The organism is Flavobacterium sp., assembly GCF_035195345.1.
GTDB lineage: Bacteria > Bacteroidota > Bacteroidia > Flavobacteriales > Flavobacteriaceae > Flavobacterium.
Window position 1 is genome coordinate 418411 of sequence record NZ_CP136574.1, and the last position, 25376, is coordinate 443786.

29 protein-coding genes are annotated in these 25376 nt (G+C 31.1%); 11 read left to right on the forward strand and 18 right to left on the reverse strand.

What is annotated here, in order from left to right; all coding sequences use genetic code 11:
* Window positions 1–64: 64 nt before the first annotated feature.
* Together hutI and crcB are read left to right on the forward strand one after the other, a co-directional pair.
* Complete coding sequence (gene hutI / locus RSE15_RS01945; RefSeq protein ID WP_324069308.1) at window positions 65–1300, forward strand: imidazolonepropionase; 1236 nt, start codon at window positions 65–67, stop codon at window positions 1298–1300.
* Window positions 1301–1312: 12 nt separating this feature from the next.
* Window positions 1313–1690, forward strand: a complete 378-nt coding sequence (crcB, locus tag RSE15_RS01950; protein WP_324069309.1) for a fluoride efflux transporter CrcB — start codon at window positions 1313–1315, stop codon at window positions 1688–1690.
* Window positions 1691–1743: 53 nt separating this feature from the next.
* On the opposite strand, the gene RSE15_RS01955 is transcribed toward crcB, so the two are convergent.
* Entirely contained in the window at window positions 1744–2622 is an 879-nt protein-coding gene (locus RSE15_RS01955) for a DUF8428 domain-containing protein (RefSeq protein WP_324069310.1), read from the reverse strand.
* A 118-nt stretch (window positions 2623–2740) separates the two neighbouring features.
* Between RSE15_RS01955 and RSE15_RS01960 the strand changes: the two genes are divergently transcribed.
* Together RSE15_RS01960 and RSE15_RS01965 are read left to right on the forward strand one after the other, a co-directional pair.
* Window positions 2741–3772, forward strand: coding sequence for a formimidoylglutamase (locus RSE15_RS01960; RefSeq protein ID WP_324069311.1), 1032 nt, complete (start codon window positions 2741–2743; stop codon window positions 3770–3772).
* A 71-nt stretch (window positions 3773–3843) separates the two neighbouring features.
* Window positions 3844–5103, forward strand: a complete 1260-nt coding sequence (locus tag RSE15_RS01965; RefSeq protein ID WP_324069312.1) for a DEAD/DEAH box helicase — start codon at window positions 3844–3846, stop codon at window positions 5101–5103.
* A gap of 19 nt (window positions 5104–5122) precedes the next feature.
* Here the strand turns inward: RSE15_RS01965 and ettA are convergent, their stop codons facing one another.
* From ettA to RSE15_RS01985, 4 genes are all read right to left on the reverse strand, one after another.
* Window positions 5123–6814, reverse strand: a complete 1692-nt coding sequence (gene ettA / locus RSE15_RS01970) for an energy-dependent translational throttle protein EttA (RefSeq protein WP_324069313.1) — start codon at window positions 6812–6814, stop codon at window positions 5123–5125.
* 57 nt (window positions 6815–6871) lie between these two features.
* Window positions 6872–7054 carry a CAL67264 family membrane protein gene (locus tag RSE15_RS01975; RefSeq protein WP_026725732.1) on the reverse strand — a complete coding sequence of 61 codons (183 nt, stop codon included), beginning with the start codon at window positions 7052–7054 and terminating at the stop codon, window positions 6872–6874.
* A gap of 78 nt (window positions 7055–7132) precedes the next feature.
* Entirely contained in the window at window positions 7133–8137 is a 1005-nt protein-coding gene (gene holA, locus RSE15_RS01980; RefSeq protein ID WP_324069314.1) for a DNA polymerase III subunit delta, read from the reverse strand.
* Between the two features lie 22 nt (window positions 8138–8159).
* Window positions 8160–8558 (reverse strand): four helix bundle protein, encoded by a 399-nt coding sequence (locus RSE15_RS01985; RefSeq protein ID WP_324069315.1) that lies wholly within the window; start codon window positions 8556–8558, stop codon window positions 8160–8162.
* A 34-nt stretch (window positions 8559–8592) separates the two neighbouring features.
* Here RSE15_RS01985 and RSE15_RS01990 point away from each other — a divergent pair, with 34 nt between their 5' ends.
* The 3 genes from RSE15_RS01990 (at window position 8593) to RSE15_RS02000 (ending at window position 11413) form a co-directional block, all read left to right on the forward strand.
* Complete coding sequence (locus tag RSE15_RS01990; protein WP_324069316.1) at window positions 8593–9042, forward strand: type I restriction enzyme HsdR N-terminal domain-containing protein; 450 nt, start codon at window positions 8593–8595, stop codon at window positions 9040–9042.
* A gap of 468 nt (window positions 9043–9510) precedes the next feature.
* Window positions 9511–10506, forward strand: coding sequence for a glycosyltransferase family 2 protein (locus RSE15_RS01995; protein ID WP_324069317.1), 996 nt, complete (start codon window positions 9511–9513; stop codon window positions 10504–10506).
* A gap of 70 nt (window positions 10507–10576) precedes the next feature.
* A complete protein-coding gene (locus tag RSE15_RS02000; RefSeq protein ID WP_324069318.1) occupies window positions 10577–11413 on the forward strand; it encodes an OmpA/MotB family protein in 837 nt (278 codons plus the stop codon).
* 81 nt (window positions 11414–11494) lie between these two features.
* Here the strand turns inward: RSE15_RS02000 and RSE15_RS12860 are convergent, their stop codons facing one another.
* The gene (locus RSE15_RS12860; protein WP_395655768.1) at window positions 11495–11569 is read right to left on the reverse strand and encodes an IS3 family transposase; all 75 of its coding nucleotides are present in this window, start codon (window positions 11567–11569) and stop codon (window positions 11495–11497) included.
* Window positions 11570–11925: 356 nt separating this feature from the next.
* On the opposite strand from RSE15_RS12860, the gene RSE15_RS02005 reads away from it, so the two are divergent.
* Both RSE15_RS02005 and RSE15_RS02010 read left to right on the forward strand, forming a co-directional pair.
* Window positions 11926–12534 carry a YkgJ family cysteine cluster protein gene (locus tag RSE15_RS02005; RefSeq protein ID WP_324069319.1) on the forward strand — a complete coding sequence of 203 codons (609 nt, stop codon included), beginning with the start codon at window positions 11926–11928 and terminating at the stop codon, window positions 12532–12534.
* An 87-nt stretch (window positions 12535–12621) separates the two neighbouring features.
* Complete coding sequence (locus RSE15_RS02010) at window positions 12622–13230, forward strand: YkgJ family cysteine cluster protein (protein ID WP_324069320.1); 609 nt, start codon at window positions 12622–12624, stop codon at window positions 13228–13230.
* Here the strand turns inward: RSE15_RS02010 and RSE15_RS02015 are convergent.
* On the reverse strand, window positions 13227–13739 hold the full coding sequence (locus tag RSE15_RS02015) for an NUDIX hydrolase (RefSeq protein WP_324069321.1): 513 nt from the start codon (window positions 13737–13739) through the stop codon (window positions 13227–13229). The two genes, RSE15_RS02010 and RSE15_RS02015, sit on opposite strands and share 4 nt — an antisense overlap.
* A gap of 162 nt (window positions 13740–13901) precedes the next feature.
* Here RSE15_RS02015 and RSE15_RS02020 point away from each other — a divergent pair, with 162 nt between their 5' ends.
* Window positions 13902–15116, forward strand: coding sequence for a glycosyltransferase (locus RSE15_RS02020; RefSeq protein ID WP_324069322.1), 1215 nt, complete (start codon window positions 13902–13904; stop codon window positions 15114–15116).
* 58 nt (window positions 15117–15174) lie between these two features.
* On the opposite strand, the gene RSE15_RS02025 is transcribed toward RSE15_RS02020, so the two are convergent.
* The 11 genes from RSE15_RS02025 to RSE15_RS02075 form a co-directional block, all read right to left on the reverse strand.
* Window positions 15175–15756 (reverse strand): MiaE family protein, encoded by a 582-nt coding sequence (locus RSE15_RS02025; protein WP_324069323.1) that lies wholly within the window; start codon window positions 15754–15756, stop codon window positions 15175–15177.
* A 40-nt stretch (window positions 15757–15796) separates the two neighbouring features.
* On the reverse strand, window positions 15797–16249 hold the full coding sequence (locus RSE15_RS02030) for a hypothetical protein (protein WP_324069324.1): 453 nt from the start codon (window positions 16247–16249) through the stop codon (window positions 15797–15799).
* Between the two features lie 47 nt (window positions 16250–16296).
* Window positions 16297–17343 (reverse strand): o-succinylbenzoate synthase, encoded by a 1047-nt coding sequence (locus tag RSE15_RS02035; RefSeq protein WP_324069325.1) that lies wholly within the window; start codon window positions 17341–17343, stop codon window positions 16297–16299.
* A 41-nt stretch (window positions 17344–17384) separates the two neighbouring features.
* On the reverse strand, window positions 17385–17945 hold the full coding sequence (locus RSE15_RS02040) for a TPM domain-containing protein (protein WP_324069326.1): 561 nt from the start codon (window positions 17943–17945) through the stop codon (window positions 17385–17387).
* Window positions 17946–17952: 7 nt separating this feature from the next.
* Window positions 17953–19149 (reverse strand): tetratricopeptide repeat protein, encoded by a 1197-nt coding sequence (locus RSE15_RS02045; RefSeq protein ID WP_324069328.1) that lies wholly within the window; start codon window positions 19147–19149, stop codon window positions 17953–17955.
* 147 nt (window positions 19150–19296) lie between these two features.
* Window positions 19297–19974 carry a metal-dependent hydrolase gene (locus tag RSE15_RS02050; RefSeq protein ID WP_324069329.1) on the reverse strand — a complete coding sequence of 226 codons (678 nt, stop codon included), beginning with the start codon at window positions 19972–19974 and terminating at the stop codon, window positions 19297–19299.
* Window positions 19975–19998: 24 nt separating this feature from the next.
* Window positions 19999–20895 carry a 1,4-dihydroxy-2-naphthoate octaprenyltransferase gene (gene menA, locus RSE15_RS02055; RefSeq protein WP_324069330.1) on the reverse strand — a complete coding sequence of 299 codons (897 nt, stop codon included), beginning with the start codon at window positions 20893–20895 and terminating at the stop codon, window positions 19999–20001.
* A 1-nt stretch (window position 20896) separates the two neighbouring features.
* Window positions 20897–21175, reverse strand: coding sequence for a hypothetical protein (locus RSE15_RS02060; protein WP_324069331.1), 279 nt, complete (start codon window positions 21173–21175; stop codon window positions 20897–20899).
* 18 nt (window positions 21176–21193) lie between these two features.
* On the reverse strand, window positions 21194–22696 hold the full coding sequence (locus tag RSE15_RS02065; protein WP_324069332.1) for a PH domain-containing protein: 1503 nt from the start codon (window positions 22694–22696) through the stop codon (window positions 21194–21196).
* Window positions 22689–23267 (reverse strand): PH domain-containing protein, encoded by a 579-nt coding sequence (locus tag RSE15_RS02070; protein WP_324069333.1) that lies wholly within the window; start codon window positions 23265–23267, stop codon window positions 22689–22691. The genes RSE15_RS02065 and RSE15_RS02070 overlap by 8 nt, the downstream gene beginning before the upstream one ends.
* A 45-nt stretch (window positions 23268–23312) precedes the next feature.
* Window positions 23313–24152, reverse strand: coding sequence for a 1,4-dihydroxy-2-naphthoyl-CoA synthase (locus RSE15_RS02075; RefSeq protein ID WP_324069334.1), 840 nt, complete (start codon window positions 24150–24152; stop codon window positions 23313–23315).
* A 104-nt stretch (window positions 24153–24256) separates the two neighbouring features.
* Between RSE15_RS02075 and RSE15_RS02080 the strand changes: the two genes are divergently transcribed.
* Window positions 24257–25375 carry a C1 family peptidase gene (locus RSE15_RS02080; protein ID WP_324069335.1) on the forward strand — a complete coding sequence of 373 codons (1119 nt, stop codon included), beginning with the start codon at window positions 24257–24259 and terminating at the stop codon, window positions 25373–25375.
* Window position 25376: the final 1 nt, after the last annotated feature.

Genomic DNA, 25376 nt, shown 5'->3' on the forward strand with positions numbered 1-25376 from the left:
AATTTTATATAAAGATAGGAGTTTTTAAAAATGAGAAGTATTTTTACTGAAATTTATTTTTTGAATGAAAACACTATTTATCAACATAAAAGAACTATTACAAATAAGGGAAGCTAATATTGATAAAGTTTCTGGTGCCGAGATGGCGAAATTACCAAAAATTGACAATGCCTATCTTTTAATAGAAAACAATATCATCTCTGATTTTGGTGCGATGGAAAACTGCCCGGAACTTTCAGAAGTTAAAGTTATTGATGCAACCGGGCAAGTTATATTACCTACTTGGGTAGATAGCCACACTCATATTGTATATGCAGGAAACCGAATACAAGAGTTTGTTGATCGTATCAATGGTTTATCGTATGAAGAAATTGCTAATCGTGGAGGCGGAATTTTGAATTCAGCAAAAAAATTAAACGAAACTTCTGAAGACGAAATTTATGAACAATCAAAATTACGATTGGAAGAAGTTATGCAACAAGGAACGGGTGCAGTAGAAATTAAATCGGGTTACGGATTAACCGTGGAAGGCGAATTAAAAATGTTGCGCGTCATAAAACGTTTAAAAGAAAATTATCCGATTGCCATAAAAGCTACTTTTTTGGGTGCACATGCTTTTCCGATGGAATTTAAACAAAATCATACTGCATATATAGATTTAATTATCAATGAAATGTTACCCAAAATTGCTTCCGAAAATTTAGCTGACTACATTGATGCATTCCTTGAAACTGGTTATTTCTCAGTAGAAGAAACTGTAAAAATCATGGAAGCTGGTAGAACGTATGGATTAGAACCAAAAATACACGTAAACCAATTTACTGCTATAGACGGAATCAAAGCTTGTGTTAAAAACGGTGCCTTATCAGTTGACCACTTAGAAATTGTAACCGATGAAGATATGGAGGTTTTAAAAAACAGCAAAACAATGCCCGTAGCATTACCAAGTTGTTCTTATTTTATAAGCATTCCCTATACTCCAGCTCGAAAAATGTTAAATGCTGGATTACCGTTAGCTTTAGCAACTGATTACAATCCTGGCACTACTCCATCAGGAAACATGAATTTTGTAGTTGCTACAGCTTGTATAAAAATGAAAATGACACCCGAAGAAGCAATCAATGCAGCAACTATCAACGGAGCTTATGCCATGGGAGTTTCAAAAACTCACGGAAGTATTACCAAAGGAAAAAAAGCAAATCTTATCATTACAAAACCAATTATGAGTTTTTATCAATTGCCGTATGCTTTTGGAACCAATTTAATTGATAAAGTAATGATTGAAGGCAAATTCATTTAATACAATTACCACATGATAAAAACTCTCTTACTTATTGGATTGGGTGGCGCTTTTGGTAGCATATTTCGCTATCTAACACATTGGATAACAAGTAAATATTTTCAAAGTTCATTTCCTTTGAGCACTTTTTTAGTTAATATTTTAGGAAGTTTACTAATTGGATTGTTCATTGGTTATTTAAGCAAATATTTTCCCGAAAACCATCCGTTAAAATTTTTACTAATTGTAGGTTTTTGCGGTGGATTCACCACTTTTTCTAGTTTTGCACTCGAAAACTATAATTTATTTCAAAACAACCAACAAATTACTGCTTATTTATACATAATAACTTCAATAATATTAACTATTTCAGCTGTGGGATTAGGAAGTTATTTATCAAAATATCTATAAAAAAAGTCCAATGAAATTTCTCTCATTGGACTTTAAATATTGTAAAGAAGTAATTATTTCAATTCAAAACTAGTTTTAGAAACTAATTCAGCGTTTTTATCAAATACATTCACAAAGTAAGTTCCTTTAGCAAAATCTTTACCAGCAACTTCTTCATTAACCTGAACTGTTTTATTTTCATATTTTACAGTAGAAATAAAACTATAAGTTAACGTTTTATCTCCAGCAGGAATAGTTTTCTTTTCTCCTAAAATATTACTTTTACTATCAATTATTTGAACATAATATTCTCTTGATCCTGTTTTTGCAATTTGATTTTCTGCGATTAAGAAGCTAACTTTTAATTTATCAGCTCTTCCTGCTTTGTCTGTCTCAATTTGTTTTCCTGAACTTTTTTGTTTTACCGCTAAAACTTTTAAGTTTAAGACTGCTAATTTAGATCCTTTTTCAACAGTTTTAGTTAAACTCTCGTTTTGAGTTAACAAAGTATCATTGAATTTTTTAGCATCAGTTAAAACTACTTTTGTACTATCTAAACTTGAAGTCAAAGCAACATTTTGTTCTTTTAAAATCTTATTTTCAGCTATTAAATTATCCATTTCTCTTTTCAAACGGAAATACTGGCTTTTATACTTTGCCAAAGCCACAACATCACCTTTGGATTTTTGTACTTGCTCTAATAAAGCAACCATTTTAGCTTGTTCAGCTTGCAATTCATCTTTTAATGCTGTGTTATCAGCAATCATAGTATCATATTCTGCTATTTTTCCCTTTAATTCTTCCGCTAAAGTATTTTTTTCAGTTGTAAGTGAAGTAACTGTTTCTTTATTTGCTGAAGTAAGTTTAAAAATGTAACCTACACTTCCTAAAAAAAGTAAAGCCAAAACTACTACGGCAGCTTTTAATCCAGAATTGTTTGATTTGTTTTCCATTGTATGGTTATTAATGTTATTAGTAAGTTTGTCCAAAAATACAATTTTTAAAGTATTTTATATATTTTAAACGAATTTTATTTAAAAATAGTACATTTGATTGTATTATAAATCTCATATGGAAAATATTACTCTTTTAAGCCAAAACGAATTAGCTAAAATAACCAACCACAGAAGTGGTGAAATAAAATTTGGAGAAAAAATAATCACTATTCCTAAAGACTCTGATGTTTTGGAATTTATAACTAATAGCGAAGCTAAATTTGTACTTTTAGGAATTCCTGAAGATATTGGAGTAAAAGCTAATTTAGGTCGAGTTGGTACGGCTACTGCCTATGAAAGTGCATTGAGTAGTTTAGCAAATATTCAGCATAATAAATTTTGTAAAGGGAATTATTTATTAGTTTTAGGTAAATTAAATGTAACAGATTTAGTTGAAAAAGCCAATCTTTTAGATAGCAACAACAAAGAACATCGAAAAGAATTATTTAAATTAGTTGAGCAATTAGACATTGAAGTTTCTCACATTATTCACAAAATTTGTAACGCTGGAAAAATTCCAATTATTGTAGGTGGCGGTCACAATAATGCCTACGGAAATATTAAAGGATTAGCCTTAGCAAAAGGAAAACCTGTAAATGCTGTAAATTTTGATGCGCATACCGATTTTAGAATTTTAGAAGGAAGACACTCAGGAAATGGTTTTAGTTATGCCTATGAAGACGGATTCCTAAAAAAATATTTTGTTTTTGGATTGCACGAAAACTTTGTTTCAAAAAGTGTTTTTAATACCTTAAAAGAACTTACTTCAAGAGTAAAGTATGTTACCTATGAAGAAGTAGAAGTAAAACGAGAGAAAAATTTTGAAAGCGAATTAGAAAATGCGCTAAACTTTATAAAAAACGAACCTTTTGGAGTTGAATTAGACTTAGATGCTATTCCAAATATTCCATCGAGTGCTATGACATTAAGTGGGTTTAGTGTAGATAAAGCTCGCCATTATGTGTATTACTTTGGAAAACATCAAAATGCTTCTTACTTACATATATGCGAGGGAGCACCATCACTTGATGATTCTAAAAACAACCATTTAACAGGGAAATTAATAGCTTCATTAATTACCGATTTCATGAAGGCTAAAAACTGTTAAATACAACTTCCTTAAAATAACACTATCTTTGTACTCTCTTTGAACGTTTTCATTGAGAAAATTAATATTATATGACATTTAACGATTTAAAATTATACAACAACATACAACAAGCTCTTGAAGAAGAAGGTTATACCAACCCCACTCCCATCCAAGAACAAGCCATTCCTGAAATATTATTAGGACAAGATTTAGTAGCTTGTGCCCAAACAGGAACAGGAAAAACTGGCGCTTTTGCTATTCCAATCTTAAATTTAATTCACAGAATTGTGGGTTCGGCTAAAAAAGCAAAACACATTAGAACATTAGTAGTAACGCCTACTCGTGAATTAGCCATTCAAATTGATGAAAGTTTTAAAACGTATGGAAAATATACCAATGTAAAATCATTAGTTATTTTTGGCGGTGTTAATCAAGTGCCACAAGTTAACGAATTAAAAATGGGCATCGATGTTTTAATCGCTACTCCAGGAAGACTTTTAGATTTACACAAACAAGGATTTATAGATTTAGATCATATGCATCATCTAGTTTTAGATGAAGCTGATCAAATGTTAGATATGGGATTTATTAATGATGTAAAGAAAATTATTAAATTAACCCCAAGTAACAGACAAACCTTATTGTTCTCGGCAACGATGCCTATTGCTATTAGAGAATTAGCGGATACTTTTTTAACGCGTCCAAAATACATTTCTGTAACTCCTATTTCAAGTACGGCTGAAAACGTTTCTCAAAAAGTATATTTTGTTAATAAAGACGATAAACGTTTACTTTTAAAACAGTTGATTATTCAAGAAAGTTTGAGTAATGCTTTAGTTTTTACCAGAACCAAACATGGCGCTGATAACATTGTAAAAGTATTGAAAAAAGCCAGTATAAAAGCGGAAGCTATTCACGGAGATAAATCACAAAATGCACGTCAACGCGTGTTGGAACAATTTAAAAATAAAGAAATTGACATTTTAGTAGCCACTGATATTGCGGCTAGAGGAATTGATATTGAACAACTTCCGTTTGTAATTAACTTTGATATTCCAAATATTTCTGAAACCTATGTACACCGAATTGGTCGAACAGGTCGTGCCGGTAATTCTGGATTAGCCATTTCTTTTTGTGGAAAAGACGAAAAACCCTATTGGCTTGATATTGAAAAATTAATCCGAATGAAAGTAAAAGTGGTGACAGATCATCCGTACACTTGGAAAGACGAAGTTGTAAATCCTGATGCGAAACCAGATTTACGAAATAAAGATAAAAATAAGTTAAACCCGAATTCTAATTCAAGAAAATCGGAAGCTTCAAAGAAAAACAAAAAACGCTGGTATTAACCAGCGTTTTGTTTTTATATTATCGAATCAATTTTTTATACTTAATTCGTGTTGGGGCAACATCTTTTCCTAGACGTTTGCGTTTGTTTTCTTCATATTCTGTAAAACTTCCTTCAAAACTATATACTTGAGAATCACCTTCAAAAGCTAAAATATGGGTACAAACTCTATCTAAAAACCATCTATCGTGGGAAATAATTACAGCACAGCCTGCAAAGTTCTCTAAACCTTCTTCTAAGGCACGTAATGTATTTACATCTAAATCATTGGTTGGCTCATCTAACAGCAATACGTTTCCTTCTTCTTTTAAGGTCATAGCTAAGTGAAGTCTATTACGTTCTCCACCCGACAAAGTAGCAACTTTCTTATTTTGATCGCTTCCGCCAAAGTTAAAACGAGATAAATACGCTCTAGAGTTTACTTGTCTTCCTCCCATTAGAATTAATTCTTGACCATCGCAAAAGTTTTCCCATAAGGTTTTGTTTGGATCAATATTAGAGTGCGACTGATCTACGTAGGCAATTTTTACGGTATCACCAATTTCAAATGTACCACCATCCGCTTGTTGTTCGCCCATAATCATTTTGAAAATAGTAGATTTACCAGCACCATTTGGTCCGATAATTCCAACAATTCCTGCTTGAGGTAAAACAAAATTTAAATCGTCATATAATAATTTATCACCAAATGCTTTTGCTACATTTTTTGCTTCAATTACATTAGTTCCTAAACGCGGTCCATTAGGAATATAAATTTCTAATTTTTCGTCTAGTTCTTTTTGATCTTCGTTTAATAATTTATCGTAGTTCTGTAAACGTGCTTTTTGTTTCGTTTGACGTCCTTTTGCTCCTTGACGCACCCAATCTAATTCACGTTCTAAGTTTTTTCTGCGTTTTGAAGCTACTTTTTCTTCTTGTGCCATACGAGTAGATTTTTGGTCTAACCAAGATGAATAGTTCCCTTTCCATGGAATTCCTTCTCCTCTATCTAACTCTAAAATCCAGCCTGCTACGTTATCTAAGAAATATCTATCGTGTGTTACAGCAATTACCGTTCCCGAATATTGAGCTAAATGCTGTTCTAACCAAAGAACTGATTCAGCATCCAAGTGGTTGGTTGGTTCATCTAATAATAAAACATCTGGTTGTTGTAAAAGTAAACGGCATAAAGCTACACGACGTTTTTCTCCACCTGATAATACATTAATTGGTGTTTCTGGATCAGGTGTACGAAGCGCATCCATTGCAATTTCTAACTTATTATCAATTTCCCAAGCACCACAAGCATCAATTCTGTCTTGTAATTCTGCCTGACGATCCATAAGTTTTTCCATTCTTTCTGGATTCTCATATACTTCTGGCAAACCAAAATCGTCATTAATTTTATTGAATTCTTCCAATAATGCAAACGTTTCTGCAGCACCTTCACGAACAATATCAAGTACTGTTTTCGTTTCATCTAATTGTGGCTCTTGCTCTAAATATCCAACTGTATAACCTGGTTGAAATACTACATCTCCTTGATAATTTTTATCAATACCTGCAATAATTTTTAATAACGATGATTTTCCAGAACCATTTAAACCAAGTATACCAATCTTTGCTCCATAGAAAAAACTCAAATAAATATTTTTTAATACTTGTTTATCTGCTCCAGGATAACTTTTACTCAATTTTTGCATTGAGAAAATCACTTTCTTATCGTCTGACATAATTTTTATGTTTGTTATTTATAATTAAAGAAAATAGTACTTATAACTTCGTACTTTTTAAACTCTACCTTTTAATGCGTTAAAAACCCATGCAATAGCAAAGAAACCAACACCTACGGCTGAAAATCCCCACCCAGCTACATCTGCATAACGATAAATTCCTAAACCAATTAAAAGCAATCCCATCAAAATCATGATGAAAGTTGCCCAAGCCAATATTGTATTTTTATTCATTCCCATACTACCTGTTTTTTTGCTAAACTTTTTAAAATTTTAGGACTGCGAAGTTACAAATTTTAAAACTTTTATTTTATTGAATCAATTGAAAATTTTAATCAATAATTCCTTTAATAAATCGTGTTGTGTCATTGAAGTAGCGCCCACCCCTTTGCTTTTTACATCAATATCGCGCAAAGCTGCCACAATAGCACTTACTTTTTTCATAGGATAATTTCTAAATGCTACTTCGTAATCTTTCACAAAATAAGGACTCACTCGTAAAACTTTAGCCGCATTGAACTGCGATTTGTCTTTTAATCCGTGATATTGTAATAATTGTGAAAAGAACCCAAATACTAATCCAGTAGTAACCACTAAAGGATTATCTTTTGGATTTTGAGAAAAATGATCTATGATTTTATACGCTTTCAATTGGTCTTTTTCACCAATTGCTTTTCGTAGTTCAAAATTGTTGTAATCTTTACTAAAACCGATATTCTCTTCAATGTCTTTTGGCGTAAACGTATGTCCTTTTGGTAAAATGATTTTCAGTTTATCCAATTCGTTATTGATTTTAGACAAATCGGTTCCTAAAAATTCTACTAAAATAGCCGCTGCTTTGGGTTCGATGCTATATCCTTGTCCAGATAAAACGCGTTTAATCCAATCACCAACTTGATTTTCATACAGTTTTTTACTTTCGTAAACCACTCCAACTTTATCTAAAAGTTTCGTGACTTTTTTACGCTTGTCTAACGTTTTATATTTGTAGGCGAAAACCAAAACCGTGGTTGGTTGAGGATTTTCAGCATAAGCTTCAATTTTGTCAATATGACGAGATAATTCTTGAGCTTCTCTAACAATTACAACTTGGCGGTCGGCCATCATAGGAAAACGTTTAGCACTGCCAATCACATCTTCCATCGTAACATCACGTCCATATAAAATTGATTGATTAAAATCGCGCTCGTGTTCTTGCAATACATTTTGCTCAATAAACTCAGTCAATTTATCAATATAATACGGCTCATCACCCATAAAAAAATAAATGGGTTTGATGTTTCCGGCTTTTATATCTTTCGTAATTTGAATTACTTCGTCCATTTTGTTGTTTATTGTTTTTGGTTTATTGTTTATTATTAAACTTCAAACCTTTAATTTCAGTTGAATTCAAATATTTCATGAAAGCACCAATTTTATTTTTTACTAATTCAATTTTGACCGACAAATTATCAAATTCACTTTGAGAAATTAAATTTTTATCCAAAGCTCTATATAGCTGAGATTTTAATTCTCCACAAGAACCTTTTGAAAAACTTAGAAAATTTACAAACTCTCTATTTCCATTTCTTTCAAAACCTTCTGCAATATTATCCATAATAGAACCTGAACTTCTGTCCATTTGGTCTTTCATTGAAAATCTTTTCCCTAAATTTGTAGTTTCAAAAAGTGTTTCAATATCAATACAAATTTCTCTTGATTTATTCCAAATTTCTAAGTCCTCGAATTTTTCTATTTTTGCCATACAACTACAAACAATTAACTATAAACTATAAACATTGAAAAAGTTGAACTTTCCAGTTTATTCCTTTCGGTTCAAAAATAGTGAAAATAAAGTGTCTATTTTTGATGAAATTAGAAAAAAATTTATTCTTCTTACACCAGAAGAATGGGTACGTCAGCATGTAATTCAGTTTTTGTTACAAGATAAAAGATATCCAAAATCGTATATAAACGTTGAGAAATTAATTAAGATTAACGATTTAAGCAAACGCTATGATGGTGTTGTTTTTCAACCAAATGGAGAAATATTTTTATTAATTGAATGCAAAGCACCGGAAGTTCCAATTTCCCAACAAACTTTTGACCAAATTGCCCGTTATAATTTAGTTTTGAAAGCTAAATATTTAATGGTGACTAATGGACTAAATCATTATTTTTGCCAAATGGATTTTGAAAATGAGAAATATATTTTCTTGAAAGAACTTCCTGATTTTGATAGATTATAGAACAAAGAAAATAGAAAAAAGATGACTCCAAAAATTCTAATGTCATTATTGGCAATATTTGTTCTAATTAAAACATATAATTTAAAGGCTAATTTCAAAAAAGAAGTTTCACTTTTGCTGTGTTTCTCAATTTTAGTCACTTGGTTTACTTCTGATATTTTTATTTCAATTGGAATAATTAGTTGTATTCTTGCGTCGTTTTGGATTATGATAAAAGGATTTACAATGAATAATCTTTCTAAAATTGAAAAAACAAATTTTATTGTTTTAGGATTATTCACTAGCGTCGGATTGTTATTTACATTTATGAATTGGCCTTTTGCTACTTATATTAGTATCGCAATGGTCATTCCAATAATTTTATACCTTTACAGTTCAATTAAAACCAAATTAAAATTTAACAAAGACTTTTTGTTTTTAAGCATTTTGGTTTTAGATTGTATCATTCGATTTCTAAGAATTTTTTAAATGAAAAAAATAGCAGTAGTCATATTAAATTGGAACGGAGCCAAATTACTTGAACAGTTTTTGCCTTCGGTAATGGCGTTTTCTCATGAAGCTACGATTTATGTGGCTGATAACGCTTCAACCGATACATCTATTGAAGTGATTCAAAATCAATTTCCATCCGTTAAAATTATTCAAAATACCGGTAATTTTGGCTTTGCAAAAGGGTATAATGAAGCGCTGAAGTTTGTCGAAGAAGAATATTATGCTTTAGTTAATTCTGACATTGAAGTTACCGAAAATTGGCTTGCTCCTATTTTAGCACTTTTTGAAAATGAGCCTGAAACTGCGATTATCCAACCAAAGTTATTAGACTTCAAAAAGAAAACCCATTTTGAATACGCTGGTGGTGCTGGTGGTTTTATTGACAAATTTGGTTATCCATTTTGCCGTGGAAGAATTTTCGATACCATTGAAGAAGATAAACATCAATATGATGATGAAATTGAAATTTTTTGGGCAACTGGTGCTTGCTTTTTTATACGAAAAGAAGTCTACCGAAAGCTAAATGGTTTTGACGATGATTTTTTTGCCCATCAAGAAGAAATCGATTTATGTTGGCGCGCTTTTAATTTAGGATATAAAACAAAATATACTCCAAAGTCTATTGTCTATCACGTCGGAGGAGCCACTTTAAACGAAGGTAATCCAAGAAAAACGTTTTTGAATTTCAGAAATTCATTGTTCATGCTAACTAAGAATTTACCGAAAAACCAACTGTTTCCAATCCTTTTTATGCGAATGTGTTTAGATGGTTTAGCAGGAATACAATTTATTTTAAAAGGAAAATTTAAACATTTTTGGGCAATAATAGAAGCTCATTTTACATTTTATCATCTTGTCTTTCAATTTTATAAGAAACGTGGAACAAATCAAAAATTAAATTATTACAAAACAAATAGCATTGTTTATAGCTTTTTTGTAAAAAATGGCAAGGTTTTTGAAAACCTATTTTAACAATAGTTTAGGTTTATAAAAGCTATTTTTTAACAATATCTATTTAATTTTGTGAAAAATCAAAATCATTATGAAAAAAGTAATCTTAATAGTAACATTAGCAACTATGACACTTACATCGTGTGTTTCTAAAAAGAAATTCACCGAATTAGAAGCTAAAAACAAAGAAATCCAAGATTTATTAAACACGGCAACGGTTAAGTTAAATACTTGTTTAACAGAAAGAGAAGCCTTAGCAAATCAGGTTGATTTTCTAAAGAAAAACAACACCGATTTAATCAATAACATGGGGAATTTAACCACTTTGACTACAAAAGGGGCTGAAAACCTTGAAAAATCGTTAGAGAGTTTAAAAGAAAAAGATTTAAAAATCTCTCGTTTACAAGATGCTTTAACTAAAAAAGATAGTGTTACGTTAGCTTTAGTAACCAGTTTAAAAGGTGAAGTAGGAATTAATGACCCGGATATCAATATCAATGTTGAAAAAGGAGTTATTATGATTTCTATTGCTGATAATTTATTGTTTAAATCTGGAAGTTATGAAGTAAGTGATCGAGCAAAAGGAGTTTTAGCAAAAGTAGCCAAAGTAATCAACAGCAAACCTGATTTCGAATGTATGGTAGAAGGTCATACAGACGATGTGCCTATTAAAAATACTGTATTATTAGACAACTGGGATTTATCTGTAAAAAGAGCAACATCAATTGTTAGAGTTTTACATAAAGAGTTAGGTGTTAATCCAAAACAATTAATTCCAGCAGGAAGAAGCTCTTACATTCCATTAGTAGAAAATGATTCCCCAGCCAATAGAGCTAAAAATCGTAGAACTAAAATTATCATTATGCCTAAGATTGACCAATTTTACGAGATGATAGAAAGTGAAATGAAAAATTTAAGTGGAAAATAATTAACCTTTGAATTATAATAAAAATGCCTAATAAATAGTTCGAAATCGAAAGTTTAGACAAATTTATAATAAATTATGATACTAGTGAGCTCGATATTTTATCGGGCTCACTTTGTTTAAATTTGATTTGATTCTTTTGTTATTATAAATTTCCAATTAATTCTAAAAAACTGTTTATGATCAATCTCTGCATCAATTTTTTCTAATCTTTTGATTTTACCAAATTATATAATATTTTAAAGAACGTAAAAACATTTAATACAAGTACTTCTTTTGGTTGTAATTAAAAGTTATGTAAGAAATGAGTTTCTAAAAAAATTATACCTCGACAATTAAACCATGAATTTATTTAAAATAACTCATATATTTGCATTATAGAAATTAACTGATGCCTAGTTTGTAAACTGCAAGCATATCTTATTTTTTTAAATTAGAGTTTAAAAAATGTTAGGATTGATACCTGATTTAGTTTTTAAACTCTTTTTTTAACTCTTTGCAAACCAACGCTAAAAATGGATAACTCAATTGAACATCGCGTAAGATTAGTTGAAACATTGTTTCAAAATCTTGAGGTGGAAATTATAGAATTCCAAAAAGAAACTAAATTAGGTTGTATTGCAGGTTGTGGAAAATGTTGCTCAACACCAGAAATTGACGCTTCACCTTTAGAGTTTTTGCCTTGGGCTTTTCATATTTTTTTAAAAGGTCAAGCCGAAGAAACGTTATTAGAGTTAAAACAAAGCAAAACAAGTACTTGCTTTTTATACCGTCCAAAATCGTTAGCTGAATTTACATCAGGAAATTGCAGTACCTATCAATATCGTGGTTTAATTTGCAGACTTTTTGGTTTTGGTGCTACAACAGATAAATACGGAAAATTACGCATTGCTACTTGCAACATTATCAAAGAGGGTCAGACTTTAAATTATAAAAACGCCACTGAAGCCATAAATACAAATCTATCTGTGCCTATTTTTACTGAATATTATATGCAATTATCGCAAATAGATTTTAAACTTGGAAATGTTTTTCTACCTGTAAATAAAGCAATGAAAGCTGCTTTAGAAGAAGTTTTGCAATATTACGCCTACAGACCTTTTCCTGATAACTACAAAAATTAAATTTAAATCACTTATTTTCAATTAGTTGAATTAAAACCGACAAATCAAACAAACTACCAAATTATAGTCTATCTTCGGTAAAAAATTATGTCCATTGAAAGACGGGTTGTTTTAGTTGAAAAATTATTTCATAATTTAGATTTAGAAATAACCGAATTCCAATCGCACACCCATTTAAGTTGTGTTGCTGGTTGTGGTAAATGTTGCAATCATCCAGAACTAGATGCATCACCTCTCGAATTTTTGCCTTGGGCTTTTCACTTATTTTTAAATGGTGAAGCTGAAAAAGTTTTAACCGCATTAAATAAATCATCTGAAAACCGATGTTTTATCTATAATCCACTTTCATTGTTAGATAAAAATAAAGGAAACTGTAGCCAATACAAATACCGCGGATTAATTTGTCGTCTTTTTGGATTTGGAGCAAATACTGATAAATATGGTCAATTGCGATTAGCAACTTGTAAAATCATCAAAGAAGGACAAGCTGAAAACTACAATAAATCAACCGAATTAATCAATAAAGGCTTACCTGTTCCCATTTTTACAGATTATTACATGAATTTATCCCAAATCGATTTTCAATTGGGAAATGTAATTGTTCCGATAAATAAAGCACTCAAATTAGCCATTGAAGAAGTATTGCAATATTACGCCTATCGTCCAATGCCAAGCGGCCATTTTAATTGTGCTTAAGCTAAATATTTTTCACCAATTACTTTTCGAATGGAGACAAAACCTATTTGATTCAAATCAATTTCTGAGCGTTTTACCCAAATCAATTCTTGAATTTCGTCTTCAGCATTGATAGATATAACATCTGATTTCAGTGGACATTCATAAAAAATATCCATTGTTCTATAGGGAACATTTTTGTATAAATAATTATTGGGAGACGTCGTGATATATTTTAACTCGCTAGTTAAAATTTCTATTCCTAATTCTTCTTTGATTTCTCTACAAGCCGCTTCTTCAGCCGTTTCATTCGGATCGATGAATCCTCCTGGTAAATCCCATTTTCCTTTGTCTGGGTCTACATTTCTTACCGCAAATAACACTTTGTCTTCAAAGGTAAAAACAATCGCTACAGCAGCAGCTATGTTGTGATAATACGTAAAACCACAATCATCACACAAAAACCGACGATTATCTGGAAACGTAAAATTTGTAGAAGCACAGCTGGGACAAAATTTGAAAAAAGTCATTTTATAGTGATTAGTGATTAGTGATTAGTGATTAGTGATTAGTGATTAGTGATTAGTGATTAGTGATTAGTGCAAATTTACTTTTTACTTTTTACTTTTTACTTTTTACTTTTTACTTTTTACTTTTTACTTTTTACTTTTCTTTATAACTATCTTTGTCACATGAAGCAGTTAGTCATCATAGGAGCCGTTTGGCCAGAACCAACTTCAACAGCAGCTGGAAGCAGAATGTTGCAACTCATTTCTTTGTTTCAAAAGCAAGATTATGAAATTACGTTTTTGTGTTCGGCTTCAAAGTCGGATTTTTCGTTTGATTTGAATCAGATTTCGGTCAAAACCAAAGCAATTCAATTAAATGATAGTTCTTTTGATGCTGAAATTAAATCATTGAATCCCGATGCCGTGTTATTTGACCGATTCATGATTGAAGAACAATACGGTTGGCGCGTGTTGGAAAATTGTCCAAATGCTTTACGAGTTTTAGACACTGAAGATTTACATTTTTTACGAAAAGCCAGAGAAATTGCCTTCAAACAAAATCGGGAATTGGTTTTTGAAGATTATATTTCCGATGTTTTTAAACGCGAAATGGCTTCCATTTATAGATGCGATTTGACGTTGTTGATTTCAGAATATGAAATGCAATTGTCCACTGAAACATTCAAAATTGATGCTTCTCTTTTGTTTTATTTACCTTTTTTATCAGAAGAAATTCAAACAAATATTCCTTCATTTGAAGAACGAAACCATTTTGTAAGTATTGGTAACTTTTTGCACGAACCCAATTGGCAAACCGTTTTAGCCTTAAAAAAATGTTGGAAATCAATTAAAAAGCAACTTCCCGAAGCTGAACTTCATATTTATGGCGCTTATGTTTCGGAAAAAGCCAAGCAACTTCATAACGAAAAAGAAGGTTTTTTAATTAAAGGAAGAGCCGAAAGTGTCTTAGATGTGTATTCGAAAGCTAAAACTTTGTTAGCACCAATACCTTACGGAGCTGGTTTAAAAGGCAAATTATTTGAAGCCATGCAATTGGGATTACCATCTGTAACGACCAAAATGGGCGCCGAAGCAATGAACGGAAATATAGATTGGAATGGATTCATCACTTCAGATGAAGCTGATTTTATAGAAAAAGCTATCGAATTATATACTAATAAAAACGTTTGGGAAACTGCTCAAAAAAATGGTTATAAAATCATTGAAAAGCGTTTCAAAAAGGAATTATATCAAACTGATTTTATGAATGAAGTAGAAAATCTTCAGGAACATTTAAATGCACATCGCAACCAAAACTTCTTGGGACAAATCTTGCAACATCAAAGTTTACAAAGCACTAAATATATGAGCAAGTGGATTGAAGCGAAGAATAGTTGACAGTCGCAGTATTCAGTCACAATATATAACTGAACAATGAGACTGAGACTGCAAACTTTTACCCATGAATAGTCTCAGATTTTCCGTAGCTTTCAATCACTTTTGCTTCAAATTCTAACCATTCTTCCCAACGTTTTTTAACGTCGTAACCTTCTTCTGCTAATTCGTGAGCAAATTGTAAAAATGAAGTATAATGATTGGCTTCAGAAATCATTAATTCTCTGTAAAAAACAGCTAATTCTTCGTCTTTAATATTATCAGAAAGGACTTTAAAACGTTCGCAACTTCTAGCTTCAATCATCGCTGCAAATAACATACGCTCCACAATTAAATGCTTGCGATTTCCTGGTTTCATGAATTTGAATAAATCATTTACATAACTGTCTTTACGTTCACGACCTAAAACCCAACCACGCGCTTTGATAATTTTATGCACTTGCTCAAAATGATCCATTTCTTCTTTTGCAATTTTTGTCAACTCGGTCGTTACCTCTGTAAATTCAGGTAACATATTGATTAACATAATGGCATTGGAAGAAGCTTTTAATTCACACCAAGCATGATCGGTTAGAATTTCTTCTAAATTTCCTTCAGCAATGTTAGCCCATCTTGGGTCGGTTGGTAATTTTAAACGAAACATTTTATAGATGATTTAAGATTACAAAAATAGCTTATTTGTGTCAATCTTTAAAAGAAATCACAATCCATAATTCCTTTGTTTTTGCATTTAAAATTGCATGATAATTATTGGAGTATCTTGCTTCACTTTTAGAATAAAAATTATCAATTCCTTTTTTAAAAGGATTATTATTTCCAGTATAATTTAAATCTAAATAATCTTCTAAATTAGAAGTTTTCAATTTAGAGAATTTGTTTAAACTACAGTATTCATTTATGTTTACATCTTTATCAAACTTAAAATAAACTGATTTTTCATTTTTTACATCATCATAATTACAATTTGAACTTTCGACCGAAGGAATATTAATTCCAACATTAATTTCAATATTATCAATGTTGGCAAATTCGCAATTTCTCTGATTATTAATAGTTGAAATAAAAGTTTTAAAACTAAAAAACATAATTGACATAAAGGCAATAACAACAAGTGCAATTAATAAGTTTCTTTTCATAATTATGACTTTATTTCCATAAAAACGTAGAAAAAACATAAAAAGTATTAAGCCAATCCTAAATTAGAAATATCCCAATTCTTAGCAGGATTATACTGAATATGTCCGTTTTCAATTTCTAGTGGGCAATCGAAGTTATTCGTGTACAAACCACCGGTTCCTAAACCTTGTGGCATAGGATTATTTAAGGTAAAAGTAAATTGGGTTATCGCATTCAATCCAATATTACTTTCTAAAGCAGAAGTAATCCACCAACCGATATTTAAACTTTCAGCAATAGAAATCCATTCTAAAGTTCCTTTAAAACCTCCAACTAAACTAGGCTTTAAAATGATGTATTGTGGTTGAATTTCAGAGAGTATTTCTTTCTTATTTTCGATTCCAAGCACGCCAATTAATTCTTCATCTAGAGCAATAGGAAAAGGAGCTGACTTACACAGTTTTGCCATATTATCAGTGTGGCTTTTAGGTATAGGCTGTTCTATACTATGTAATTCAAATTCAGATAATTGATTTAATTTATTTAAAGCTTCATTTAAACCAAAAGCACCATTTGCATCTACACGAATTTCAATGGTTTTAGCATCAAAATTTTGACGAATAAATCGCAATAATCCTAATTCTTTTTCAAAATCGATTGCTCCAATTTTTAGTTTTATACACGAAAATCCTTGTGCTAATTTTTCTTCGATTTGGGTTTTCATGAAAGACTCCTCTCCCATCCAAACCAAACCATTTATCAACATATTTTTTTTACCTTTTGTAAATTCTGAAGGAAACAAATCGAATGATGTTTTTGAAGCTAAAGATAAAAATGCCATTTCCACGCCAAATTGAATCGAAGGAAATGCTACTAATTCGTCCCACAATTTATCTTTTCCTAAATGAATATTTTGACAAACCCATTGTAATTTCTCCTCGTAATCAGGTCGATCATCAAATGAAAGCGTTCTCAAAATACCACACTCACCTATTCCTGTTTTACCATTTTCTTCCAATAGTAAAAACCAAGTTTCTTTCTCTGTCATCACGCCTCGAGAAGTGCCGCTTGGGCGTTTGAAATTAAGGATGTATTTTTTATAGGTTGCTTTCATAAGTTAATGTGTCAATTTTCAATTTGAAAATGTGCCAATGGTTATAATCGTTTTCTTAGTAGTTCTATTAATTTTAAAATTCCAGCTTTAGTTCCCTCGAAATAATCTTCTTTTTTAAAGTATGGAATAATTTCATTTCGAATAATTTTAGCTGTTTCATCATCAGATAAAAATAGTACTATTCCATCTCCATTTTGAATTCTAATTTTTAGATATCCTTTAGAAATGGCTATTAAAATTCCATTTGATTTTTCTTTTTTACCAACACCCCAAGTTCTGGCAATGTGAAGCGATAAATCTTCTAACTTTTCTTTAGAAACTTTAAAGGTATCAATAGTCACAATGGCTATTTCGACAGTGGTTTCTTTTTCGAAATCGGAAATAATTTGATTCAATTTAGTCTCTTCCTCTTTCGAAAATAGATTCTCATAATCGTTTGTCCAATTATGTGGTTTAGGCAAATTATCCCAAAATACTTGTCTATACGATTCCAAAGAAACTGATTTTTTACTTTCTAACTTCAATGAATCAGTCGTTTGAGCTTTCATTGAAAAAGCAAAAAACAAAATTAAAACCTGAAAATACAATCTAATACTTGACATTGGCAAATTATTCAATAACCCTCAAGATTTTCTTGAAGTCATCTGTTGGTAATCCGTGTTTTTCGAAAGTTGTGAAATCCAATTTCGTTTGTGCTATCCAGGTTTTTCCGTTGGATAGGCTTTCGTGAACGTATTTTTTGTGAATGTCTTTGGCTTCTGAAATTCTATCAGTAAACAAAAACACGTGGGTTAAATTCAACTGAAAATGAATTTCAGATGGATTTAATTTTATAACTTTATTATACGTTTCTTCGGCTTTTGTGAACTGTCTTGAATACAAATAATAATCGCCTAAAATTCTATAATCGATATAAGTCGCTCGGTTTTTAGCAAACATTTCGGTTAAAAGAATCGAAATCGCTTCTTCATAATTTCCTTTTTGGAAAGCAGCATTTGATTTCTCACGAATGATATCGTAATACGCTTTTACTTCTCCAGTTTCTTTTAAACTTTCTTCGGTAAGCTTTTCAATTGCACTATTTTTCTCTACTGCTAAAAGTTGAAAAAACTCTCTATAAGTGAACTTTTTACTGATATTTTCAATAAAAGCAGCATAAAACGCATCTTTTTTGTTCAATTTTGAAACTACAGGTAACTTTTTAGTTAAGTTTAAAATTTCATTCTTAGCGGTTTTATCCCAACCTCTACTCGCTTTATAATCTACCCAAGGCACGACTTCTAAAACAATTTTTTGGTTCATAACCCAATTCTGACTTTCGAATCCGAACCATAAATTAGGTAAATTAGTTAAACATAAAGAAGAAGACGAAATCAACTTGGCGTCTTTATTTACTTTTTCTTTTTGTTCCCAGCAGGCTCTATCCATTTTGCCTTCTTTCAAAAATAAATTAGCCGCATTTGCTTCTTGAAACAAAGCAAACGTGCATTTGTCATCTCCAGCAATTGCAGATGTTAAATGAATAGCTCCAGCCGTTCCCTGACTAATTCCGGTAGGATCAGGAATGGCTTTTAATACCGAAACCAAACTTGATGTTAACTTTTGATTTTCATCTAAAACGGTAATTCGATAAACGAATTCAGTAGTTCCAACAGGCAAATCTTCTGTTTTGATTAAAGTGCGTTTTCCTGCCGAAAGGGTAAATTCTTTAGTAGTAGCACGTTCTTTGTCCCAAAAACCATCTTTTTGAGAAAAACTCGATACTGAAATTAATAAGGCGGATACTAAGTAATACAGTTTATTCATTAATCATTATTTTTATTTTTTAAACACATAGAATCATAGTTTTACTTTGTGTGTGTTTTTTAAGGCGTTACACTTTTCATAGAAAACATAATTTAAAATACTATGTGACTATTGTGTTTTATACCTATTCCAATTTTTGTACCAAATTTACAATTCAATACTTTGTCCGATTTCTAAGAGCATCAAATCTTTTCCTTTATTGAAAAATTTGCGTTTAGCTTCTTCATGATTGATTTCGATGTAACCAAACGTATCAAAATGATAACCTAACACTTTATCGCATTGTACAAAATCAGAAGCAATGATGGCGTCTTCCACGTCCATTGTAAAGTTACTTCCAATCGGTAAAATTACTAAATCTAGCTTAGTTCGCATAGGAATTAGTTTCATATCCATGGTTAAAGCGGTGTCACCAGCGATGTAAATATTTTTATGCTCGCCTTCAATTACAAATCCGCCAGGTTGACCACCGTAGCTTCCATCTGGAAAAGACGAAGTGTGATGAGCAATTACATATTTAACGGTTCCAAATTCAAAATCCCAACTTCCGCCGTGATTCATTGGATGGTAATTAAAGCCCTTATTACCAAAATGAGATGCAATTTCGTAGTTAGAAACAATTACTGCGTCTGTTTGTTTTGCAATTGCTTCAACATCTAAAATATGATCTTGATGTGCGTGCGTTAGTAATATAAAATCGGCTTTCAAGGTATTGATATCAATATGAGAAGCCTTTGGATTTCCTGAAATAAATGGGTCAACTAAAATGTGAACGTCATTTACTTCAATTCCGATACAAGCGTGTCCGTAGAATGTGATTTTCATAGTTTTTATTTTAGTGAAAAGTGATTATTTAAGAAAGACTAAAGTTAACCAAAATAATATACTTAAAACGAATGTTCCGAGTGCTACTTTTTTTAGTTCTGGATCAAAGTCTTCATATTTTTTTGATTTTCTAACTTTTTCAAGGTGTTTTAAAAAGAAAATGAAAACAAAAAAACTGAAAAATATTTGTTTACTAATTCCAATTGAAAATATAAATAATAAAACAAATGGAATCACAATTAAAAAATGTTGATATTTCTTAGCTATTTCTAATCCCATTTTCACCACCAACGTATTCTTACCTGCTATTTTATCATTTTCAATATCGCGCATGTTGTTTAAATTCAACACCGCTACACTTAATAATCCGATGGCTGATGCGGGTAAGAATAATTTCCAATCGATAAAATGAGTAAATAAAAAATTAGAACCTACTACAGAAACCAATCCGAAGAAAATAAACACAAATACATCACCAAAACCGCTATAACCATAAGCACTTTTTCCAACTGTATATTTAATGGCAGCTCCAATTGAGCCGATTCCTAAAAGGATAAAAATCAAACTTAAGGCGAAATTTTCTTTTCCGAAAGCTACGTAAATCAATAACAAAGCAATAATGAAAGTCAAAATTGCTGTAATAATTACAGCTTTTTTCATTTGCTCTGCTGTAATAACTCCAGCTGCCACTAATCTCTTTTCGCCAATTCGGTTAGCATCGGTTCCTTTTACACCATCGCCATAATCGTTGGCATAATTAGACAACACTTGTAATCCTAACGTGGTAAACAAGGCTAAAACAACAATCCTCCAATCAGAGTATCCTTGATGATAGGCATAAGCGCTTCCCACAATAATTCCAGAAACGGAAAGTGGTAAGGTTCGTAATCGTGCGGCTTGTATCCAATGTTTTATATTCATTTTACTTTGTAAATTGCATTATTATTATAAGGGCTTGAATAGTCAATGACAAAAATAAAATTTTTGAATTTTTTAGCTTTCTTGTTAAGAGTAATACCGTTGTTAAAATAGGTAATACAAAAATTAGTAAAATAAACGGCAACCAAAGTATTTCTGCAATGATGCCAATAAATTTGTTTTCATAGATATTTATACGATTTGTTAATATCCAAAAAAACATAACTAACATTGAAACAAAAAAAATGACACTATCAATAATAGGCTTTATATTTTTTTCCATAGATTAATTTTAAAATGTTTACATCCAATTCTTTTCCCAAGTTTCTACTTCGTATAACCAATAATTCACCAATTCCTTGATTTCGGAATAATTTGCTGTGGTAAAACTAACAGTTCCACCAGCAGTTGATAAAGTTACCGAACCAATATTCGTTGCTTTTTGCCAGAAAAATTGTTGGGTTTCGATGGCTTGAATTTTATATGGTTCTATAATTGTGGTATCAATATCCCAAGCTCCATTTTGCTTGATGATGAAATCATTGGAAACAAAAAGTTTATAATTTTTAAATGAAAACCATAACATAATTCCTGCAAATACACAGAATATAGAAGTGTAAATTAACCATACTGTCCATGTTACGAATTCAGTGCTATAATTTAGGAATAACGTTATCAAAATTGGAACAAGTAAAAAGAAAAAAGTATTTACTGCTAATTTTCTCCAATTGGGCAAATATTGGGTTCCTTTTTTGGGCAGTTGACCTAATAGTAATATTAAAATTGCATTGCGTTCCCTTTCATTACAACCAGGAACTTCTATTTGGTCTTTTTCTTTTACTTTTTCAACATCGCTAGAGGCTTGATGAACACCAATAGTGGTAACATCTAACTTTTTTTGAAAATAGTTTTGTGTAATCTTAATTTTTTGGACTTTATTCGGATTCAACAAAGTATTTTTGGTGGATAGTAATCCGTAAGATAAAATAATTGCTTGCTTACTTTTTTGAATAGTAAAATCGAAATATTTTAAAATTGTTCGAACTAAATTTACAATTAAAATAAGTCCAATAAAAAAACCTGCAATAACTAAAAACGAAGTGATAATTGGCATTTCGTCAATATAATTAGTCACTTTATCTTCATCGATAACTTCTTTATTTAACTGTTGAAGGTTTTCTACAATTGTTGTAAAAAAAACAAAAATCAAGGCAAAACTTTTGATATAATTTGATGTGAAACCAATCTTTACCAAACTCAATAAACCAATTTTGATAAAAGAAGACGGACTTTCTTCAATAGCAACTTTTTCAGAATCGACAATCGTTTCTTGTTGCGAATGATTAATTAATCGTTCTTTTAGAATGGTTGCTAATTCATGAGAAATAGCACTAATAGACGCTTCTTTTTTATCGCTTCCTGCCGTATCAATTTCTAGTTTATGAACCCCTACTAATCGCTGAATTAAACTTTGATTAATGTTAACTTGCTGAATTTTATGCAATTGAATAGTAATTCTCGTTTTATTAAAAACACCTTTTTGAATTACAAATTCGTTATTTTCTTCATCTATATGAAATGTAAAAAACAAATACTGTAAATAAGAAATTACTCCTATCAAAACAACAGCCGCTGCAATACTACCGAAAAAGATAATTTTATTTAAGGAATCAAATCGTACTATCCAAAGAATCAACATCGGCCACAAAGCACGAATCGTCTTCTGCAAGGAATTGGCAAACATTACCAAAATTCCAGGAAGCGATTGACGTTGTGGTTGTGAAAAATCAACTAAATTATTCATTTTCAGTTGTTAAAAATGATTCGTTTGATTTTGATTCTACGACTTCTTCCACTTTGGGAGGATTTATTTTTTGAGAAACTAAATTTTTAATACTTTGAGCATCAGACAATAGTAACCCTGGTATTTCTAAATCGGAACTACTCCCTCCAGCAGTAAATAATTCGATGGAAGCCAAACCTAATTTTCGAGATATAAACCCTTGATGCAAAGCTACATGTTGTACTCTATTAAAAGGAATAATTGTAGTGGTTTCAGAAATTAATCCCGATTTATAAATGGCATCGTGTTCTCTAAATGCGTAGCCTTTTTTATTAAAACCTAGCTTAGTAAAAAAAATTAACCCCACAAGAACAACTAAAATTCCAACAAAAATTGCTGTCCAAATTGGATACGAAAATGCATCTTGTTTGAAATAAAACAAAGCTGAAAATCCTCCAATTACCAATATGAAAAGCAATAAAAAATTAAAAAGTAAAACGGTAACATACTTGGAATTTAATCCTTTTAAATGCACTTCTTCAAACTTCGGAAGTTGGGTAATATCGATGGAATTATTTGTGAATTCGTTCATAGAAATAGTTTATTAAACACTATATTCATTTAGTTATCTACTATGTTATGGTAAATATTTCTTTTCAAAATTTGGCTTACGTTTTTCTAAGAACGCATCTCTTCCCTCTTTGGCTTCGTCTGTCATATATGCTAAACGAGTGGCTTCACCTGCGAAAACTTGTTGTCCTACCATGCCATCATCGGTTAAATTCATAGCAAATTTTAGCATTTTAATGGAGGTTGGTGATTTTGCTAGAATTTCTTGCGCCCATTCATACGCAGTGTCTTCTAATTCAGCATGAGGAATTACGGCATTTACCATACCCATTTCAAAAGCATCTTGTGCTGAATAATTTCTTCCTAAAAAGAAAATTTCTCTTGCTTTCTTTTGTCCCACCATTTTAGCTAAATAAGCCGAACCGTAACCACCATCAAAACTAGTTACATCCGCATCGGTTTGTTTGAAAATTGCGTGTTCTTTACTCGCTAACGTTAAATCACAAACCACATGAAGCGAATGTCCGCCACCAACAGCCCAACCTGGGACTACACAAATCACCGCTTTTGGCATAAAACGAATCATACGTTGTACCTCTAAAATGTTTAATCTATGGTAACCATCTTCTCCAACATAACCTTGGTGACCACGCGCTTTTTGGTCGCCACCACTACAAAAACTCCAAATGCCGTCTTTTGAACTTGGTCCTTCAGCAGAAAGCAACACTACTCCTATTGATGTATCTTCTTGTGCATCGTAAAATGCTTCTATTAATTCCTTTGTCGTTTTCGGACGAAAGGCATTTCTAACATCAGGTCGGTTGAAGGCAATTCTAGCAACGCCATCACATTTTTTATAGGTAATATCTTCAAATTCTCTTACAGTTTTCCAATTGATATTGCTCATTTTTCAAATATTTAAAATAGATATTGTAATTTTTATAATTTGTAAATTTCCGTAAAAATAATTCATTTTTTGCATTATATTGCAAGTTCAAAACAATTAGATTTATGAAAAACCTATATATCGGATTGCTGTTTGCATCTGGACTATTTACAGCTTCAGCTCAAAACTATGAATTTCAAGATGTTATTGATGTTGAACGCTTACCTGTAATCTCTCAAGATAATACAGGAACGTGTTGGAGTTTCTCTACATCTTCCTTTTTAGAATCGGAAATTATACGCTTAACAGGAAAGAAAATCGACCTTTCAGAAATATTTCAAGCCAGAACCACTTATTTGACTAAAGCCGATAACTACGTAATGCGTCAAGGAAAAGCTAATTTTAGTGAAGGTGCTTTGGCACACGATGTAATTAATAGTCTGACAAAATATGGGTTAGTTCCAAATAGTATTTATGACGGATTGAACGATGGAACAACCAAACATAACCATGCCGAAATGGTCGCCGTTTTAGAAGCGATGTTAAAAACGTATGTAGAAAATCCAGGTAAGAAATTATCATCAAACTGGAAACAAGCCATTAATGCCGTTTTAGATATTTATTTAGGAAGTATTCCGACTAAATTTGAATACGAAGGAAAAAATTATACGCCAAAATCATTTGCCGAATTTGCTCAAATTAAACCTGAAAATTATATTACATTGACTTCGTTTACGCATGAAGCAAATTACAAATCATTCATTTTGAATATTCCTGATAATTTTTCAAACGGAAGTATGTATAATTTGCCTTTAAACGAATTCATTGCAAATATAGATAGTGCCTTGGCAAATGGTTATTCGCTTTCTTTAGATTGTGATGTTTCTGAACCAACATTTTCTGGAAAATATGGTATTGCTTTTGTTCCAGTAAATGATGAAGATATCAAAACAGGTTTAGCTGAAATTATCACTGAAAAAAATATTACGCCTGAATATCGCCAACAAGAATTTGAAAATCTGTCTACTACCGATGACCATCTAATGCACATTGTTGGAAAAGTGAAAGATCAAAAAGGTAATATATACTATAAAGTAAAAAATTCATGGGGAACTGATGAAAAGAAAGTGGCCAATAGAGGTTATGTATATATCAGTGTAGCTTATATGAAATTAAAAGCAATTTCTGTAATGGTTCACAAAGATGGAATTTCAAAAGAAACAAAGAAAAAATTAGGTTTATAGC